General features: G+C 55.1%; 19 protein-coding genes. 8 read left to right on the top strand and 11 right to left on the bottom strand.

The window, feature by feature from the left end; genetic code table 11:
* Position 1 precedes the first annotated feature (1 nt).
* A complete protein-coding gene (locus DXY31_RS04880) occupies positions 2-412 on the top strand; it encodes a hypothetical protein (protein WP_114993066.1) in 411 nt (136 codons plus the stop codon).
* Here the strand turns inward: DXY31_RS04880 and ilvD are convergent, their stop codons facing one another.
* From ilvD to DXY31_RS04895, 3 genes are read right to left on the bottom strand one after another with little or no spacing between them, the layout of a single operon-like run.
* Positions 413-2,083, bottom strand: a complete 1,671-nt coding sequence (gene ilvD / locus DXY31_RS04885) for a dihydroxy-acid dehydratase (protein ID WP_114992685.1) — start codon at positions 2,081-2,083, stop codon at positions 413-415.
* Between the two features lie 52 nt (positions 2,084-2,135).
* The gene (locus DXY31_RS04890) at positions 2,136-2,432 is read right to left on the bottom strand and encodes a hypothetical protein (RefSeq protein WP_114992687.1); all 297 of its coding nucleotides are present in this window, start codon (positions 2,430-2,432) and stop codon (positions 2,136-2,138) included.
* Positions 2,433-2,456: 24 nt separating this feature from the next.
* Positions 2,457-3,074: a uracil phosphoribosyltransferase gene (locus tag DXY31_RS04895; protein ID WP_114992689.1), complete on the bottom strand. Its 618-nt coding sequence runs from the start codon at positions 3,072-3,074 to the stop codon at positions 2,457-2,459.
* A gap of 87 nt (positions 3,075-3,161) precedes the next feature.
* Between DXY31_RS04895 and DXY31_RS04900 the strand changes: the two genes are divergently transcribed.
* From DXY31_RS04900 to DXY31_RS04910, 3 genes are read left to right on the top strand one after another with little or no spacing between them, the layout of a single operon-like run.
* Complete coding sequence (locus DXY31_RS04900; protein ID WP_114993067.1) at positions 3,162-3,692, top strand: pentapeptide repeat-containing protein; 531 nt, start codon at positions 3,162-3,164, stop codon at positions 3,690-3,692.
* Positions 3,692-4,798, top strand: coding sequence for a cobalamin biosynthesis protein CobW (gene cobW, locus DXY31_RS04905; RefSeq protein WP_114993068.1), 1,107 nt, complete (start codon positions 3,692-3,694; stop codon positions 4,796-4,798). The genes DXY31_RS04900 and cobW overlap by 1 nt, the downstream gene beginning before the upstream one ends.
* On the top strand, positions 4,777-5,142 hold the full coding sequence (locus DXY31_RS04910) for an MliC family protein (RefSeq protein WP_244279549.1): 366 nt from the start codon (positions 4,777-4,779) through the stop codon (positions 5,140-5,142). The genes cobW and DXY31_RS04910 overlap by 22 nt, the downstream gene beginning before the upstream one ends.
* Positions 5,143-5,337: 195 nt before the next feature.
* Here DXY31_RS04910 and DXY31_RS04915 read toward each other — a convergent pair whose 3' ends face one another.
* From DXY31_RS04915 to DXY31_RS04925, 3 genes are all read right to left on the bottom strand, one after another.
* Positions 5,338-6,729 (bottom strand): MFS transporter, encoded by a 1,392-nt coding sequence (locus DXY31_RS04915; protein ID WP_114992691.1) that lies wholly within the window; start codon positions 6,727-6,729, stop codon positions 5,338-5,340.
* A gap of 78 nt (positions 6,730-6,807) precedes the next feature.
* A complete protein-coding gene (locus DXY31_RS04920) occupies positions 6,808-7,404 on the bottom strand; it encodes a hypothetical protein (protein ID WP_114992693.1) in 597 nt (198 codons plus the stop codon).
* 69 nt (positions 7,405-7,473) lie between these two features.
* Positions 7,474-8,022: an isoprenylcysteine carboxylmethyltransferase family protein gene (locus tag DXY31_RS04925; protein ID WP_114992695.1), complete on the bottom strand. Its 549-nt coding sequence runs from the start codon at positions 8,020-8,022 to the stop codon at positions 7,474-7,476.
* 74 nt (positions 8,023-8,096) lie between these two features.
* On the opposite strand from DXY31_RS04925, the gene DXY31_RS04930 reads away from it, so the two are divergent.
* Positions 8,097-8,801 carry an SDR family NAD(P)-dependent oxidoreductase gene (locus DXY31_RS04930; protein ID WP_114992697.1) on the top strand — a complete coding sequence of 235 codons (705 nt, stop codon included), beginning with the start codon at positions 8,097-8,099 and terminating at the stop codon, positions 8,799-8,801.
* On the opposite strand, the gene DXY31_RS04935 is transcribed toward DXY31_RS04930, so the two are convergent.
* Positions 8,802-9,152 carry a hypothetical protein gene (locus DXY31_RS04935; RefSeq protein WP_114992699.1) on the bottom strand — a complete coding sequence of 117 codons (351 nt, stop codon included), beginning with the start codon at positions 9,150-9,152 and terminating at the stop codon, positions 8,802-8,804.
* 99 nt (positions 9,153-9,251) lie between these two features.
* Between DXY31_RS04935 and purS the strand changes: the two genes are divergently transcribed.
* Genes purS through DXY31_RS04950 form a run of 3 tightly spaced genes read left to right on the top strand, consistent with a single transcriptional unit; the run spans position 9,252 to position 11,137 of the window.
* Positions 9,252-9,506 carry a phosphoribosylformylglycinamidine synthase subunit PurS gene (purS, locus tag DXY31_RS04940; RefSeq protein WP_066905461.1) on the top strand — a complete coding sequence of 85 codons (255 nt, stop codon included), beginning with the start codon at positions 9,252-9,254 and terminating at the stop codon, positions 9,504-9,506.
* Positions 9,503-10,156, top strand: coding sequence for a phosphoribosylformylglycinamidine synthase subunit PurQ (gene purQ / locus DXY31_RS04945; RefSeq protein WP_114992701.1), 654 nt, complete (start codon positions 9,503-9,505; stop codon positions 10,154-10,156). Before purS ends, purQ begins: the two co-directional genes overlap by 4 nt.
* A gap of 3 nt (positions 10,157-10,159) precedes the next feature.
* On the top strand, positions 10,160-11,137 hold the full coding sequence (locus DXY31_RS04950; protein ID WP_114992703.1) for an LD-carboxypeptidase: 978 nt from the start codon (positions 10,160-10,162) through the stop codon (positions 11,135-11,137).
* 10 nt (positions 11,138-11,147) lie between these two features.
* On the opposite strand, the gene DXY31_RS04955 is transcribed toward DXY31_RS04950, so the two are convergent.
* From DXY31_RS04955 to DXY31_RS04970, 4 genes are all read right to left on the bottom strand, one after another.
* Positions 11,148-11,828 carry a TMEM175 family protein gene (locus DXY31_RS04955; protein ID WP_114992705.1) on the bottom strand — a complete coding sequence of 227 codons (681 nt, stop codon included), beginning with the start codon at positions 11,826-11,828 and terminating at the stop codon, positions 11,148-11,150.
* Positions 11,829-12,156: 328 nt separating this feature from the next.
* The gene (gene fba, locus DXY31_RS04960; RefSeq protein WP_066905468.1) at positions 12,157-13,230 is read right to left on the bottom strand and encodes a class II fructose-bisphosphate aldolase; all 1,074 of its coding nucleotides are present in this window, start codon (positions 13,228-13,230) and stop codon (positions 12,157-12,159) included.
* 127 nt (positions 13,231-13,357) lie between these two features.
* Entirely contained in the window at positions 13,358-14,425 is a 1,068-nt protein-coding gene (locus DXY31_RS04965; RefSeq protein WP_114992707.1) for a class I fructose-bisphosphate aldolase, read from the bottom strand.
* Positions 14,426-14,736: 311 nt separating this feature from the next.
* Positions 14,737-15,459 (bottom strand): histidine phosphatase family protein, encoded by a 723-nt coding sequence (locus DXY31_RS04970; protein ID WP_114993070.1) that lies wholly within the window; start codon positions 15,457-15,459, stop codon positions 14,737-14,739.
* Positions 15,460-15,498 lie beyond the last annotated feature (39 nt).

Consider the following 15,498-nt stretch of genomic DNA (forward strand, 5'->3'; position numbering starts at 1 on the left):
CATGGACGATTTGAAGCCTTCTTTGGCTGTGTTGATTTGTTCGGCGGCGGATGTTTGCCGAAAGCCGCTGATTCATGCGCTTGTTCTAGTCGATCAGCAGTTTTCCGCTGATCAAGCGCCAATGTTGAGTACCGACTCTTTGCAGGCGATGATTGATTTGAGAGCTCGTCTTGAATGTCGAGACCCAGATGGCAGCCGCTGTAGTGAACAGGATCTCGAATTAGAGATTTATCAGAGTGGTGATGATTTGAATTTAATGCTGAGTTGGTGGAATCAGACAGACAGACCACTTCTATGGCACGGTCAGCACCCGGTTTGGATGGATGGTGACACTGGCAAGCGCTGTTCGGCTCCCAACGACGGGGCACCGTTGGAAGCCCTGGCTCGACGCCTCAGGGTCCTGCTGGTCTGATTAGGGCTGATCGGTGACTGCTCCCCTGCTGCTGGAACTGACGAGACGAGCGTATTTGCCGAGGATGCCGGTCCGATAGCGGGGAGTTGGACTGCTCCAATCAGCTCGTCTGCGAGCTAGTTCTTCTTCATCCACGTTGAGTTGAAGCAAGAGTTGATTGGCGTCAACGGTGATGCTGTCTCCTTCTTGAACCAGTCCGATGGTGCCGCCGACTGCGGCTTCAGGAGCAACATGCCCTACTACTAGTCCGTAGGAGCCACCACTGAAGCGCCCGTCAGTGATCAGGGCCACTTTTTCGCCTAGTCCCTGACCGACGATGGCTGCAGTGGGTGAGAGCATCTCGCGCATACCCGGGCCGCCCACTGGACCCTCATAGCGGACCACCACCACATCTCCAGCCTTGATTTTGCGATCAAGAATGGCTTCGAGGCAGGTCTCTTCACTTTCAAAAACCCTTGCTGGGCCTGTCAGCACAGGAGATTTGACTCCGCTGATCTTGGCGACGCTTCCCTCCAGTGCAAGGTTGCCCTTGAGAATGGCCAGGTGTCCTTTCTGATAAATGGGTTTGCTGATCGGACGGATCACATCCTGATCAGCAGGAGGTTCTGAAGGAACATGTTCGAGTAACTGCTTCAGCGTCTTGCCTTCAATCGTTTGGCAATCGCCATGCAGGAGGCCTGCATTCAGTAGCAGTTTCATCACTTGGGGGATACCGCCGGCTCTATGAAGATCAACGGTGACGTAACGACCGCTGGGCTTCAGGTCGCAGAAGACCGGAACCCGCTGGCGGATTTGTTCAAAGTCATCGATGTTCAGGTCGACTCCTGCTGTTCTTGCAATGGCGAGCAGGTGCAGAACCGAGTTGGTTGAGCCGCCAACTGCCATGATCACGCTGATGGCGTTTTCAAAGGCCTCCCTCGTCAGCAGATCCAGCGGTCTGATGTTCGCTTTCACCGCTGCAACAAGGACTTCGGCCGACCGGGCTGCGCTATCGGCTTTCTCGGCATCCTCCGCCGCCATCGTGGAACTACACGGGAGACTCAATCCCATTGTTTCGATGGCGGCGCTCATCGTGTTGGCAGTAAACATGCCGCCACAGCTTCCAGCTCCAGGACAGGCGTTCTTCTCGACGGCGATGAGCTGATCCATATCGATCTTGCCGTTCGTGATCTGTCCAACGGCTTCGAATGCACTCACCACGGTGAGATCGCAACCACCGAGTTTTCCTGGCTTAATCGTGCCGCCGTAGACAAAGATCGCTGGGATGTTCATCCGTGCCATGGCCAGCATGGCGCCGGGCATGTTCTTGTCGCATCCACCCACGGCGAGAACGCCATCCATGCTCTGACCGTTGCAGGCTGTCTCAATCGCATCGGCAATCACTTCACGGCTTACCAGGGAGTACTTCATCCCCTCCGTGCCCATGGAGATCCCATCGCTGACGGTGATCGTTCCGAACATTTGCGGCATGCCTCCCGCCTGACGTGCTGCAGCTTCCGCACGTTTCGACAAATCGTTCAGGCCCACGTTGCAAGGCGTGATTGTGCTGTAGCCGTTAGCAATGCCAATGATCGGTTTGCCGAAATCCTGGTCTCCGAAGCCCACGGCTCTCAACATCGCCCTGTTAGGGGAACGCTGGATCCCCTTGGTGACGGCATCGGAGCGGAGCATGGACTATCTCGCGTTGCGGCGGATCACTCCGGTCAACCTACCGGCCGCTCTGTTACTGCCTGGAGCCGAGATCTTCAAGTTGACGGCGCACATCTGCAATCGCCGAATTCAGCTGCTCGACACGCGCTTCAAGGTGGCTATCGGAATCAGGCTCAGGTCGATCTCCGGCACTGAATGCTTCACTCCCGTCTTGCATGCGCGGTGCGTAAAGCATCGAGCGCTGGTTGCGAAGGCGACGACGGCGATCAGCTTCTGAGAGCAGCCACCAACCGAATCCAGCCGCTCCCAGAACGGCACCACTGACCAGTGTGGCCAGTGTTCCTGATGCAGAGTCCTGCTGCCGCGCCATGGGCTTCCTTTGAATGTGTCCAGCCTAGTTCGGCTGAGCTGTTCTGATTCCCAGTCTTTGCAGGGGATCACCGATACCTGGAAGGATGCGTTCTTGCTCATCGAGGTCGGCATCGATGCAGGCTGTGTGGATTGTGATCTCCGGGTACGACTCACCGATTCGTTTCAGACCAGGGCTGGCGGAGAGTGCTGTTATCACACGCAGCCGCGGCGCTTCTACGCCCAGCTGGTCGAGACGCTGAAGCAGGTCGATTAGTTCATCACCATGACGGATCTGATCCAGAAACATCACCACGCCGGCCTGAGCCTCAATGGTTCCAGGTAGTCCTCCCAGGCAGAGTTCGGCGCTGGGCAGCACCTGGCGGGCACCTTCCCAGAGGTGGAGCCCACCTGGGACCATCGGAACCGCCAGTAATGGAACCGCTGTTTCAACCACGGTTCCTTCCGTGCTGCTAAGTGGAGTTTTCACCAGATCCTTGCGATGTGGCAGCCAGTCACGCATTGCTTCGTAGCTGAGCCAGCGTCCGAGCTCCTCCATGGCGGTCCGGAACAAAGCCGGTGGAGTTCCCTCATGCCTGAGCATGGTCAGCCAGTGGGCGATCAGGGGATGGGGCGGTACCACCACCCGGAGAGTCTTGGCCATGACGCGTGGCTGGGCAGTCGTCTGCCATATCGTGACCGCTCAAGTTACGGCAGCTGTTCCCAGGCACCTGTCGAGCGTTCACTCACCATGGTCTTGTCTGCTTTTCTCCGATCTGTCTCCCGCCGCTTGATCGCTTCGTTTGTCTGTGGCCTGCTTGTCGTCACTGCACTTGTGTTCGCTGGAGATGCTGCTGAAGCGATTACGGCTCCAGAGTTGCGGGGGCAACGGGCTGTTCAGGACATCACAGCCGACATGCATGGACGCGATCTCAAAGAGAAGGAATTCCTCAAAGCCGACTTACGTGAGGTGAATCTCAGCGAGACCGACTTGCGTGGTGCTGTGATCAATACCTCTCAGCTGCAGGGTGCTGATCTGCGGGGAGCTGATCTTGAGGATGTTGTGGCCTTCTCAAGCCGCTTTGACGGAGCTGACCTGCGCGATGCCAACTTCACCAACGCGATGCTGATGCAGAGTCGTTTCAACGATGCTGAAATCGAAGGAACGGATTTCACCAATGCTGTGATCGACCTTCCTCAGCTGAAAGCGTTGTGCGGCAGAGCCACGGGTGTTAACAGCCGCAGTGGTCTCAGTACTCGTGAATCGCTTGGATGTCGCTGATGTCTCTACGACTTCCTGTCACGGTTATCACCGGTTTCCTTGGTGCCGGCAAGACAACTCTTCTCCGTCATCTTCTGATTAACAGTGGTCAACGTTTGGCCGTGATGGTCAATGAATTTGGCACGGTCGGTCTCGATGGAGATCTGATTCGCAGCTGTGGTTTTTGCCCTGAAGAAGAGGTCAGCGGTCGGCTAGTAGAGCTCAACAACGGCTGCTTGTGCTGCACTGTTCAGGACGATTTCCTTCCCACAATGGAGAAATTGCTCCAGCGCTCTGATCAGCTTGATGGAATCGTCGTAGAGACAAGTGGTCTCGCTTTGCCCAGGCCTCTGTTACAAGCACTTCAGTGGCCTTCCATCCGTAAACGTGTGCATGTGAACGGTGTAGTCACTGTTGTGGATGGTCAAGCTCTCAGTGGTGGAAGCCCTGTTGGAAATCCCGAGGCTCTTGAGCGTCAGCGACAAGAAGATCCAAACCTTGATCACCTGACCGCCATCGATGACTTGTTCAAGGATCAGCTTGAGGCTGCTGACCTTGTGTTGATCACACGATCGGATCGGCTTGATTCATCCGAATTGGAGTTGGTGCAGCATCAAATTGCTTCAAAAGTGAGACCTGGAGCCGGTACTTTCGCTATCAGCCGCGGCGTTGTTGATCCAGCTTTGGTGCTTGGAATCGACTCGCACCAATGCTCATCTGTTGAAGTGTCTGATCAAACTGGCCATGAGCACCATGAGCACCATGAGCACCATGAGCACCATGAGCACCATGAGCACACCCATGTTGAAGCCATCAGTGGCCAGGTTCGATGCGAAGGCTCATTTTCCCGCGAAGAGCTTGAGCAGCTGCTACCTGAATTCGTACTGAACCATGGTGTGATCCGTCTTAAAGGTCGTGTTTGGCTGGTGGGCAAATCATTGCCATTGCAAATTCAGATGGTGGGACCTCGTTTAGACAGTTGGTTTGAAGTCGCACCTGATCACGCCTGGAAGCCCTCTGGTGGTACAGGAATTGAACTGGTTGTCATCGGCTTTAAAGCTGATGCTTCGCAGCGCTTGAAGGGAATGCTCCTATCAATGATTTCATGCGTTCCACAGTCACTCTGATTGCGTTGCTCGTCATGGCGTTAGCAGTGCCATCAACTCTGGCCAATAGCAATTTGGATCCAATTGTTGAGCGTGGAGACAGCTTTCGTTATCGATGTGAGGGTGGTCAAACAATCAGGGCGACGTACTACTCACTCAACGATCGTTCACTCAGCTTTGTGCGACTACAGCTGCCTGATGGTCGTCGTCTTACTCTGCCTGAAGTGATGTCTGCTAGCGGAGCGCGTTTTAGCTCCGATCAAGATGTCATTTGGTGGATTAAGGGTAATAGTGGTTTCGTTCAGCAGCGCGATGAAAAAGGCAAATGGACTGTCACTTTGAGCTCTTGCGTTGCCGAATATTAGATGGACAGTACTTTCTGACTTGATTGCTGAATGTATCTATATAAACGAAAAGCTTAGACTAATTGTGCTCTTTTCTTTCTCGTTGTCTTGCAAGCAGATTGAACTTAATTAGTTCAGATTGTTCACATTTTTGTTGGAAAATCTCCTTTTTGTGGGTCAGGTTTATCCATTGTGCGCAAAGTGTCACTTTTCAGTTCAAATGTTTTGCGGCACTTGGTTCTGGCCTGGGATCTGTTGGGCTTGAATACGATTCCAATCACGCATGATGATCAAGCAGGCCAATACCAAGATGGCTGGCATCCATCCCATCACGACGCGGATCATTCTCAGGGCCGAAAGCGGTTGCTGTGTTCCCAGACTGGCTTCGTAGCCGCTCCAGCTCAACATCAAACCAAGAACAAAGACCGAAGCTGCGCTACCAAGTTTTTGGACTTGCACCATGAATGCGGTGATCAATCCTGCTGGATGATCTGTCTCAGCATCGACGGCATCTGGAAGGAATGCCCAGGGCAGCAAATAGGCTGTTGCTGCATTAATCCCCAGCAGTGTGAGGCTGATTAAAAGAGCAGCAAGAGGGCCTCGATTCACGGCATTCAGTACGTTTGATCCGTCCGGGAATGTGGGTAGCAGAGTGGCAATCAGACACATCAGGATCCATCCCACTCCGCCGATCTGCAGAGCCCGCAGGCGACTCCAACGCTGTGACACCTGATCCCAGATCCAGATTCCTGCCATGGCACTGACTTGAAAGGGGATCAGCAGGCCCGTGCTCCAGCTGTGGGGTAGGTGCAGACAATCGGATAAAAAAATGATTGCGACAGGCTGCATCAGCTGGAGTGCCCCCCAAAGCAGCAGGTACATCGCCACAACGCGTCGAAAAAAGCCGTTGGCAAAAAGTTGCCTCAATTGAGGCAAAAGAGGACGTCTTCTGGAACTTGGTCTTCGGCAGCGTGCTGCTGCTGGTGCAAGGCCAACTGCGCTGGCCAAACTCCCAGCGATCAAAATCAAACCCGCTGCAAAACCCAGCATCAGGTAACCGGAGCTGCCGCGATGGGTCAGAAAAGCTCCCAGCAAAAGTCCAAGCAAACTGGCGAGCACCGAACCGGTGAACCTGACGCTGTTCAAGCGTGTGCGCCAGTCCACATTGACGGTGAGTTCTGTTGCAAGAGCCGAATACGGCAGGTTGACTCCTGAGTAGGTCGCTTGAAACAAACTGGCGATGAGTACGAACCATAGAAACCGCCAAGGGTCCATAAAGGGAGGGACCCACCACATCAGCGTCATGGACACGCCAAGTGGAGCTGCGCTCCAGAGCATCCAGGGAATCCTCGGTCCTTTCTGATTGACGGTTCGATCACTAATCCAGCCAATCATCTGGTCGCTAAGCACATCCCAGAGCCGCACTACCATCAAGACGGTTCCTGCCAGCCAGGCAGGAAGTCCTGCAATGTCTGTGTAGAACAGGAATAAGTAGAATCCAACAATGGCAGTGGCCATGCCAGTTCCTGCGTCGCCAATGCCATAGGCCGTCAGCACACGCCGTTGCAACGGCGCGGCTGACAGAGCGATGTCAAGTGGATCGCTCATGCCATAAAAGAACGGAACTACCCCTCAGAGTGACAAGGGCTTTCACAAGTTGCAGTCTTCGCTCTGATTGAGTTGGCGCTAGTCGGTGACGACCAGTTGTTTCGTGCCGCTGCTTTCGATCAGTTGAGCCAGTTCGAGCATGTCGGACCTGTTGACCAGTCCGATGCAGCCGAGCGTGCCGCTGTTGGCGTTCTGAAGACCTGCGCTGGGATCCAGATGAATCCCCAGCACTCTGCGACCGGTAGTGAATGTCGGCTCGATGCTGATCCATACAGGACCAAGTTCGGGGTAGTGGCCATCGGTCAACGGTTCGACAACACCCACGCTGTAATTCCCGATCGGTAGGGGAGCACGGCTTCCGAGTTGGTCACGATTGGCGTTCTGACGGTTTGCCCTGCCGCTGAGGGCATCAAAACGACGCATGGGTTCGCCAGGAATCTCAATTTTGAGATTCCAAATGGGATCTCCGGTTGTTTGCAGCCGCCGATTGGTGCGTTCCAGAACGAGGGTGGGAACAGGATCTGGCGTTGGGGCTACAGGTTCAAGCAAGGCCATCAAGGACTGGCGTTTGAACGGTTTGGCTTCAGCCATCAGACCTGTCCCTGCCAGAACCATGGCCAGGGTCAGACCTGAGAGCAGGCTGCTGAACAGTGGGCGAGTTCTGGCGATTTGCATCCCGTTGGCAGAAAAACGTGCCTTTCCTAAGGGAAATGATTATCGCTTGATAAATGAATAAACGGTTGTTCAGCTGGCCTCGAGTCGGCGCCAGTCCAGGCCAGGGCAATGAGCAACGATGGCTGCCGTCGTTTTCATGTAGTCCGCATAGGAGGGAAGCACTCGAAGCAGTGCGCGTTCCTCGCGTCGAGCCTTGCCTATAAGCACAGAGACCAGAGCGAGAAATAGCAGCAGATGGAACAGGCTCGCTAACGCGATCACCACTCCCAGAGAACAGACCAGTACCGCTCGATAGAGGGGATGCCTACAGCTTGCGTAGACCCCTGTTGTGATCAGAACGGCTCCCGGTTTTGGATCTGGCAATGGAGAAAGGCTGGGCCCCAGCGTTAGAAATCCCTGGACGGCCAAGCTCAGACCGATGGCCAGGGTGATCAGGCCCATGAGTTGAGCAGCATGAGGCCAGGTGATCCCGAAGAAGGCAGGCTTGGGCCATCCGGGTATCAGATGGCAGGTGATCAGAGCCAGCTGCGCCAGCAACCACCACTCACCGCGTCGGTTGTTGATCCATCCTTCCCAGCTCAGCCCCCAGCCTGTGAACGCTTGTTTCCAGTCGGTCACGGCGGGGTGGCTCCACGACGGCTAAGGCTGTCCCGTCAATGGGACCATGCTTCAATCCTGACCTCCCATGAACCATGAGAACCGTTGTGATCACGGGTTCCAACCGGGGAATTGGAGCTGCGGTGGCTCGCACGCTGATCAAGCAGGGGCATCAGCTCTGCCTGGCAGTGCGGGATCCCGAGAGCTTGCTGGGAACTGATCTGGATCCAGGTCAAGCTCCCGCCCGCCTCATGTCATGCCCTTATGACGCTCGCGTTCCAGAGAATGCCCAACGGGTCGTCGATGCGACTATGAGCCGGTTTGGATGCCTTGACACGCTCATTCACTGCGCCGGCATCCTGCGTCATACGCCCTTGCTGTTCAGTGCGGAGCAACAGTCTGAACCGGATGAGCTCTGGACGGTGAACGTGATGGGTCCCTGGTGGTTGACCCGCGCTGCTTGGCCGGCACTTGTCGAGTCTGGCCGGGGGCGTATTCAGGTGCTGGTTTCGATGAGCGGCAAGCGCTGCAAAGGAACCCTCGCCGGTTATACCGCTAGCAAATTCGCACTGATGGGCCTCTGCCAGACCATGCGCAACGAGGGTTGGGAGAAGGGCATTCGCGTGACCGCCGTCTGTCCTGGCTGGGTCAATACCCAGATGGCCGCAGGGGTCAAGGCCATGCCTCCCGAGCAAATGACACAGCCTGAGGATTTGGCCAGCCTCTGCGCGCATCTGCTGACGCTGCCATCGGCGGCAGTCCCTTTTGAGTGCGCCGTTAATGCCTCGCTTGAGCGTTGATCAATCCAAAGGGATCTCCCCTCGGGCACAAACGTCATTCCAGCAAAGCGTTCGTTCCGCGATCCAACGAGCCTGAACGCCTGTCCAGTCGCCATGGTCATTGAGCTGCATCTTCATGCGGCCGCTGCCGTCATGGTGAAAACGTACGGTCTTGTTTTCGAACGCCAGCTGCCAGCTCCTTCCCGGTTGATCGCTTTCATAGCGACAGTTCTGCCACTCCTGATGCTGTTGCCTGCATTCAACAGGCACGCTGAACGCTGGCCTGGCTGGTGCTGCCATGCCAAGACCCGACGCAACCAGCAGGCTGGCTTGGCTCAAATTGCGGATCAGTGGAGCCAGTGGATGGGGCACGGACTAGCCGTCGCAGCAAGGGTCTTTTTCAACCTGCATTTCGTGGAAAGAAAGCGGCCCCCTGGCCTGTCAATATTTAACAATTGCCGCTCGGAGCCCGTGCCGCGTTACCAAGCCCGCGTTCTGGTGCACCTGCGCCCATCGGTTCTCGATCCAGCCGGTGAGGCTGCCAGGGCTGCCGCGTCCCGCCTTGGTGTGGATGGTGTGGAGCGACTGCGCATCGGTAAGGCTGTTGAGCTGGAGCTGGAGGCATCGGATGAGGCTGAAGCACGCCGAAACCTTGAGCTGCTCAGTGATCGGCTACTCGCCAATCCTGTGATCGAGAACTGGACTCTTGAGCTGACCCAGCCATGACCATCGGGGTTGTCGTTTTCCCAGGATCGAACTGTGACCGTGATGTGCGTTGGGCTACCGAGGGCTGCCTGGGGATGCCCACGCGTTATCTCTGGCATGAGGAACGGGATCTGAGTGGCCTTGATGCGGTTGTTCTTCCCGGTGGCTTCAGTTACGGCGACTATCTGCGCTGTGGAGCGATTGCCAGGTTTGCTCCAGTCCTTGAATCACTGCTCAGTTTCGCCTCATCAGGAGGCCGGGTGCTGGGCATCTGCAATGGTTTCCAGGTGTTGACAGAACTTGGACTTCTGCCTGGAGCGCTCACCCGCAACCGGGATCTTCATTTCATCTGTGAAGACACCACTCTTTCTGTGGTGAGTGATCGCTCTCCATGGCTGTGCTCCCGTGGCCGTGGCAGTCAGTTTTCCTTGCCAATTGCCCACGGAGAAGGGCGTTACCAATGCAGCGATGACACGCTGAAGCAGCTTCAGGATGATGACGCCATCGCCCTGCAGTACTGCGTGAACCCCAATGGCTCTGTGGGCGATATCGCCGGCATCACCAATGCCTCCGGTTCGGTGCTCGGATTGATGCCCCATCCTGAGCGCGCCTGTGATCAACAGACCGGTGGCACTGCAGGTCGAGCCATCCTGGAAGCGCTGCTCTCCTGACCCATGCGTCGTCGTTCTCTGTTGGCGCTGGCTCTCTCCGCCGGCTCGGGAGTTGCTGTGTCTTTTGCGGGAGGCCATACCAAAGCCGCCTCCAACTCAAGTCAACCTCCTCGGCCGGTTCCTCCCCTTCGCCCTGGTTCTCGGCTTAGAGCCATCAATCCAGGCACCTGGATGGATCCTGAAACAGATTTCACGCCATTGCTGCAGCGATGCGCCGCCCAAGGCTGGGTTCTTGAAATTCCAGAAAGCGTTAAAGGCCAGTGGCAATGGTTTTCCGCCACTGATGCTCAACGACGTGCGTCGATCGAGGAGGCCTGGAATGATCCCTCTCTCTCTGGTGTTGTTTATGTGGGAGGTGGCTGGGGTGCTGCGCGTGTGCTGGAGTCTGGACTGCGGTTTCCCAAGCGACCGTTCTGGTCTCTGGGATTTTCAGATAGCAGTGCCCTGCTGCTCGCGCAGTGGCAGGCCGGACTGCTAGGAGCCATCCATGGCTCTGCCTGGGGAGTGGAGGAACAGTGGCAGCGCACGGTTGACCTGCTGAGTGGACGACCGACGCAACCCCTCCAAGGACGAGGATTACGCGGTCGTTTGGCACGGGGGCGACTGGTCGTGACCAACCTCACAGTTGCCACCCATTTGATTGGCACCCGTTGGTTCCCCTCGCTTAAGGGAGCGATTCTGGTGCTGGAGGATGTGGGCGAAGCGCCCTATCGAGTCGATCGAATGCTCACCCAGTGGCGCAGCGCAGGTCTGTTCAAAGGTTTGGCTGGAGTGGCATGTGGTCGCTTTCGTTGGAAGGAAGACGACGTTCTGCCTGGAGATTTCTCTATGGCGGAAATCCTTGAGGAACGCCTGAGTGATCTCGGCGTGCCTCTGGTGATGGATCTTCCTCTTGGCCATGGTTTACCGAACATGGCACTTCCTCTGGGACGCGAAGCATTGCTCAATGCACAATCAGGACAACTCACACTGCAGGCCTGAAGGGCTTCTTTCAGAGGCTGTTGCTTAGATGATTCTTTCTGCTTTTGCGTCCTGAACTTTTTCTCAATAGCAAGTCCATTGGAATAATCCCAATACTCAAATAGGGAACCAGCTGCGGCGAAAATTCAGCAACAAGACCAAATAATAGAAATGCGGTAACGAAGCTTGCACCACGATATTTTTTAAGTCCTGAGTTTTCACTCCGCTCCAGGAGTACTGACGGCTCTAGCAGCTCTGGCTTGTTCCATGCATGGATTGCTACAAGCCCTCCAATGCCGCTGATCAGTGCGAGAGTCCACCAGTAAAAAAGGCCAATCCCATTGGGTTCAGTCAGCTGACCATCATTTAAAGAGCCGTAGAGTGCTGTGGGCCAGGGTAGAAAGACAATCAATGCCATCCAAAATGAATTCAACCAGAAAATTGTTCCATCAAAAGCCCTCATCGAATTGAAGACCTGATTGTGCTTAATCCAGAGTACGGAAAGGATTAAAAAGCTAAACCAAAAAGCTAAGATCTGAGATGAGTTGTCGCTGATTAGTTTCCACATTGATTCTCCATTCGCCGCTTTGATATCTACTAGTGGAAGTAGTTGAAGGGTAATTGCAATTGCAACGACTGCATCTGTGAAATTGATTAATCGTTCGAATGATCGCCGCTGAGCAGGCGAGATTGAATTTTCGATGCCGTCCATTCGAGATTGATCAGGGATTTCTATGGTAGAGCTCTGCTCGCGACGGTCTCTGGGATTTGTTAATCGTTGATTGCTCTTTTCATTGAGTCAGGTTTTGTGAGCATCTTGGTTTAATTCTTTGTTTTTTGGTTTTTCAAGAGGAGCTTTTTAAGGATGTTGAGTAGATAAAATGCATTAGATTGTTTGTTTTTGGAATTACACTTGCATCAAATTAATAACAATTGATGGAGTTTTTAGTTGTTTTTGAAGCTTTGAGGCGATCGATGAACGGCCAAAAAAAAGGGGCCTGATGGCCCCTTGTGATGCAAGTTGTGTGATCACAAGTTGATCAGACAGCAACGGCCGCTTTGGGATCCAGTGCACCCTTGGCGTAGAGGCCTGCGTAGTAGGTGATGCTCTGCTGTTGAATCTTGCTGGCATTGCCTGCTGCCCAGAACTGCTGATAGCGGTCGAGGCAGACCTGCTTCATGTATTTGCGAGCAGGCTTGTTGAAATGGCGGGGATCAAAATTGGCTGGATCAGCGATCGCGGCTTCGCGCACGGCTGCAGTGAAAGCAAGGCGATTGTCGGTATCGATGTTCACTTTGCGAACACCGTTGCGAATCCCTTCCTGGATTTCCTCAACAGGAACTCCATAGGTTTCTGGGATTGAACCGCCATGCTTGTTAATCATCTCCAGCCACTCCTGGGGAACTGAAGAAGATCCGTGCATCACAAGGTGCGTGTTGGGTATGGCCTTGTGAATCTCGGCGATTCGGCTGATGGCCAGCACTTCACCCGTGGGTTTGCGGGTGAATTTGTAAGCACCATGGCTGGTCCCGATCGCGATGGCCAGAGCGTCACACTTGGTTTTGGCCACGAAATCTGCGGCTTCTGCTGGATCGGTGAGCAACATGTCCTTGGAGAGTTCGCCCTCGAAGCCATGGCCATCTTCAGCCTCGCCTTTTCCGGTCTCCAGTGAGCCAAGGCAGCCCAGCTCTCCTTCGACACTCACGCCAACGGAGTGGGCGAAATCAACAACTTGCTTCGTAACTGCAACGTTGTAGTCGTAACTGGCTGGTGTTTTGGCGTCAGCTTCCAACGATCCATCCATCATCACGGAAGTGAATCCATTAATCGCTGCCGAATAGCAAGTGTCAGGAGCATTGCCATGGTCCTGGTGCATCACCACTGGGATGTGGGGATAGGTTTCGGTTGCGGCCAGGATCAGGTGGCGTAGAAAAATTTCGCCCGCATAGCTGCGTGCGCCACGGGAAGCCTGCAGGATGACCGGACTGTCGGTCTCGTCGGCCGCTTCCATAATTGCCTGCACCTGCTCAAGGTTGTTGACATTGAATGCAGGGATGCCGTAGCCGTTTTCGGCAGCGTGGTCGAGCAAAAGCCGAAGCGGAACGAGCGCCATAGAGAAAGTCCAAAAAAAAGCCCTATCGGACTAAAAGGTCCGTAGGGCCGAGACTTTACCTGAGTAGTGTTCAATTTGTCACGCACGCCTGTGGCGCAAGTGGCGTCAGGTTGTGCGTGATGGTGAATCAGTAGGTGTAGCCAGCTACGAAGAGCTGCTCATCGGAGGAGGGCTGTGAGCCAGGCACGTAGCGGCCGAGTGAGGCCTCGGAGTTGGCTTGTGCTCGTGCAAGCAGGGCTTTCTGGCCAGCTTCGAGATTCGTGCCTGCCCATCCCTTCAGGCAGGAGTGCTGGAGTGCTCTTCCGTAGGAGAAGCCCAGATTCCACTTCGCCTTGCGCTCGATGGTGTTCATGTTGTTGAGGTAAACCGAAGCAGCTTCTTCGCTCAGGCCACCGGACAGGAAGACAATGCCGGGGACGCTTGCGGGGACGCTGCGCTCAAGCGTACGCACAGTCATGGCAGCGACTTTTGCTGGATCAGCCTTGTCGGAGCAATCGGCACCCTGCACGGTCATCGAAGGCTTCAGCAGGGTCCCCTCCAGCAGAACACCGTTGGCCTGACAGGCGTGGTACACCTCTTGGATCACGTGCTCTTGAATTCGGGCCGTGGTTTCGATGGTGTGATCACCATCCATCAGGATCTCGGGCTCCACAATTGGAACAAGGCCGGATTCCTGGACTGAGCGGGCATAGCGAGCCAGTCCCCAGGCGTTCTCGCGGACAGACAAAGGCGAGGGGCAGCCGTCTGAAGTGATCTGCAAGACAGCACGCCATTTGGCGAAACGCGCACCTTGGGCGTAATAGTCAGCGGCACGCTCGACCAGTCCGTCCAGTCCGGTGCAAAGGGTTTCGACCGAGCCTGCGCCTGCGAGCGGGCGCAGGCCTTTGTCGACCTTGATGCCAGGAATGATGCCCAGCTTGCCAAGCTTGCTCACCATCGACTCGCCGTCGGCATGGTTTTGGAAGAGGGTCTCTTCGTAGAGAATGGCTCCGCTGATGAAGTCTCCGAGACCGGCTGTGGTGAAAAGCATCCCGCGATAAGCCTGACGATTGGCTTCGGTGTTCTCAACTCCGATGGAGCCCAGGCGCTTGCCAATGGTCTTGGTGGATTCATCCACAGCGAGAATTCCCTTGCCAGGTGAGGCGAGGGATTGCGCGGTTGCAATCAGTTCGGAGGAATAATCAGACAGTGTCATTTGATTCTTCGGAATTGAGAGAGTCTCGGGGCCCTGAAGGACACCCAGACCTCTCTGTTTACACCCTTAAGTGAGATTTGTTACGTAGTTATTGCAACATTTGATTTTGAAGCCCTTGTTGGCTTGCCGCTTGCAGCTAACTGGGCTAGGGAAATCAACCTGATCTCAACTTGCGGCTCCAGCTGATCGCCTGCTGTCTGGTCGCGCGACTTGGACAAGGTGTTTTTTGCTGGCCTGAGGTGCAAAAAAGGGCTGGCTCTTTGAGGAGCCAGCCCTTCGGTGTTGGAAGCCTCAACCGTGATCAGGCCAGATCAAAGCTGAGAGAGAGGCTCCCACTGATTGGGAAGGATCTTGGCGACCAGCTCGAACTTGTCATCCCCGAGGGGCTTAACCACGTAGGCCACACCCATGGGTGCTGGATAAATTCCATTGGTGGGGACGACCGGCATCGTCACTCCCTGGAAAGGATCGTCGTGTCCAACGAGGACCGTGTTTTTCCCGGTCTCAGGCAGCGCGGACATCAAAGGAGCAACACGTGCGGCATATTCCTTGTAATCCTCGGGAGTGCACTCCACACAGGGCAGGAAATTCAGATTTGAATTCTTGGTGTATCTGCCGAAAGCTAAATCAGCAGTGTTGTAGGCACGGCAGTAGTCGCTTGAGATGACATCTCCGACGGGGATGTTTGCGGCCTTGATGCCTTCACCGATGACTTTGGCATCAGCCTTGCCTTCGGTACTCAGGCGCCGCTGGGTGTTGCAATCGGCAAGATTCAGTGCAGGGCTGACCTGATCACCCCAATCCTTGACGGTTTTCGTGTGCCGGAGGTAGATGACATGACCACCATCCCTCAGAGCGCTGACAAGGTCAGTGTCGTCAAGTTTGTTGACGAAATCTTTGTTGTTCTGTTCTCCAGAAAGGGTGGTGTCGTTCTGTTCGTAGGCTTCGACCTCACTTCTGTCCGCAGAGAGTTTTTCCTTACTGTCTGTCTTGCTGTCTGAATCACTGACCGATCCAGAGGAGCAGGCCGCCATCAGAAGCAGGGCTGCAAAGCAGGTTGCTTTTTTAAGCAT

Source organism: Synechococcus sp. UW179A (assembly GCF_900473965.1).
Taxonomy (GTDB): domain Bacteria; phylum Cyanobacteriota; class Cyanobacteriia; order PCC-6307; family Cyanobiaceae; genus Synechococcus_C.

What these genes read in the sequence shown, in the direction of transcription:
- DXY31_RS04910 (WP_244279549.1), top strand. Translation starts at nt 4,777, where the DNA reads ATGCGTTCCACAGTCACTCTGATTGCGTTGCTCGTCATGGCGTTAGCA.
- purQ (WP_114992701.1), top strand. Translation starts at nt 9,503, where the DNA reads ATGACCATCGGGGTTGTCGTTTTCCCAGGATCGAACTGTGACCGTGAT.
- DXY31_RS04950 (WP_114992703.1), top strand. Translation starts at nt 10,160, where the DNA reads ATGCGTCGTCGTTCTCTGTTGGCGCTGGCTCTCTCCGCCGGCTCGGGA.
- DXY31_RS04920 (WP_114992693.1), bottom strand. Translation starts at nt 7,404, where the DNA reads ATGCAAATCGCCAGAACTCGCCCACTGTTCAGCAGCCTGCTCTCAGGT.
- DXY31_RS04965 (WP_114992707.1), bottom strand. Translation starts at nt 14,425, where the DNA reads ATGACACTGTCTGATTATTCCTCCGAACTGATTGCAACCGCGCAATCC.
- cobW (WP_114993068.1), top strand. Translation starts at nt 3,692, where the DNA reads ATGTCTCTACGACTTCCTGTCACGGTTATCACCGGTTTCCTTGGTGCC.
- ilvD (WP_114992685.1), bottom strand. Translation starts at nt 2,083, where the DNA reads ATGCTCCGCTCCGATGCCGTCACCAAGGGGATCCAGCGTTCCCCTAAC.
- DXY31_RS04915 (WP_114992691.1), bottom strand. Translation starts at nt 6,729, where the DNA reads ATGAGCGATCCACTTGACATCGCTCTGTCAGCCGCGCCGTTGCAACGG.
- DXY31_RS04955 (WP_114992705.1), bottom strand. Translation starts at nt 11,828, where the DNA reads ATGGACGGCATCGAAAATTCAATCTCGCCTGCTCAGCGGCGATCATTC.
- DXY31_RS04900 (WP_114993067.1), top strand. Translation starts at nt 3,162, where the DNA reads ATGGTCTTGTCTGCTTTTCTCCGATCTGTCTCCCGCCGCTTGATCGCT.
- DXY31_RS04970 (WP_114993070.1), bottom strand. Translation starts at nt 15,459, where the DNA reads ATGGCGGCCTGCTCCTCTGGATCGGTCAGTGATTCAGACAGCAAGACA.
- DXY31_RS04880 (WP_114993066.1), top strand. Translation starts at nt 2, where the DNA reads ATGGACGATTTGAAGCCTTCTTTGGCTGTGTTGATTTGTTCGGCGGCG.
- DXY31_RS04930 (WP_114992697.1), top strand. Translation starts at nt 8,097, where the DNA reads ATGAGAACCGTTGTGATCACGGGTTCCAACCGGGGAATTGGAGCTGCG.
- DXY31_RS04895 (WP_114992689.1), bottom strand. Translation starts at nt 3,074, where the DNA reads ATGGCCAAGACTCTCCGGGTGGTGGTACCGCCCCATCCCCTGATCGCC.
- fba (WP_066905468.1), bottom strand. Translation starts at nt 13,230, where the DNA reads ATGGCGCTCGTTCCGCTTCGGCTTTTGCTCGACCACGCTGCCGAAAAC.
- DXY31_RS04890 (WP_114992687.1), bottom strand. Translation starts at nt 2,432, where the DNA reads ATGGCGCGGCAGCAGGACTCTGCATCAGGAACACTGGCCACACTGGTC.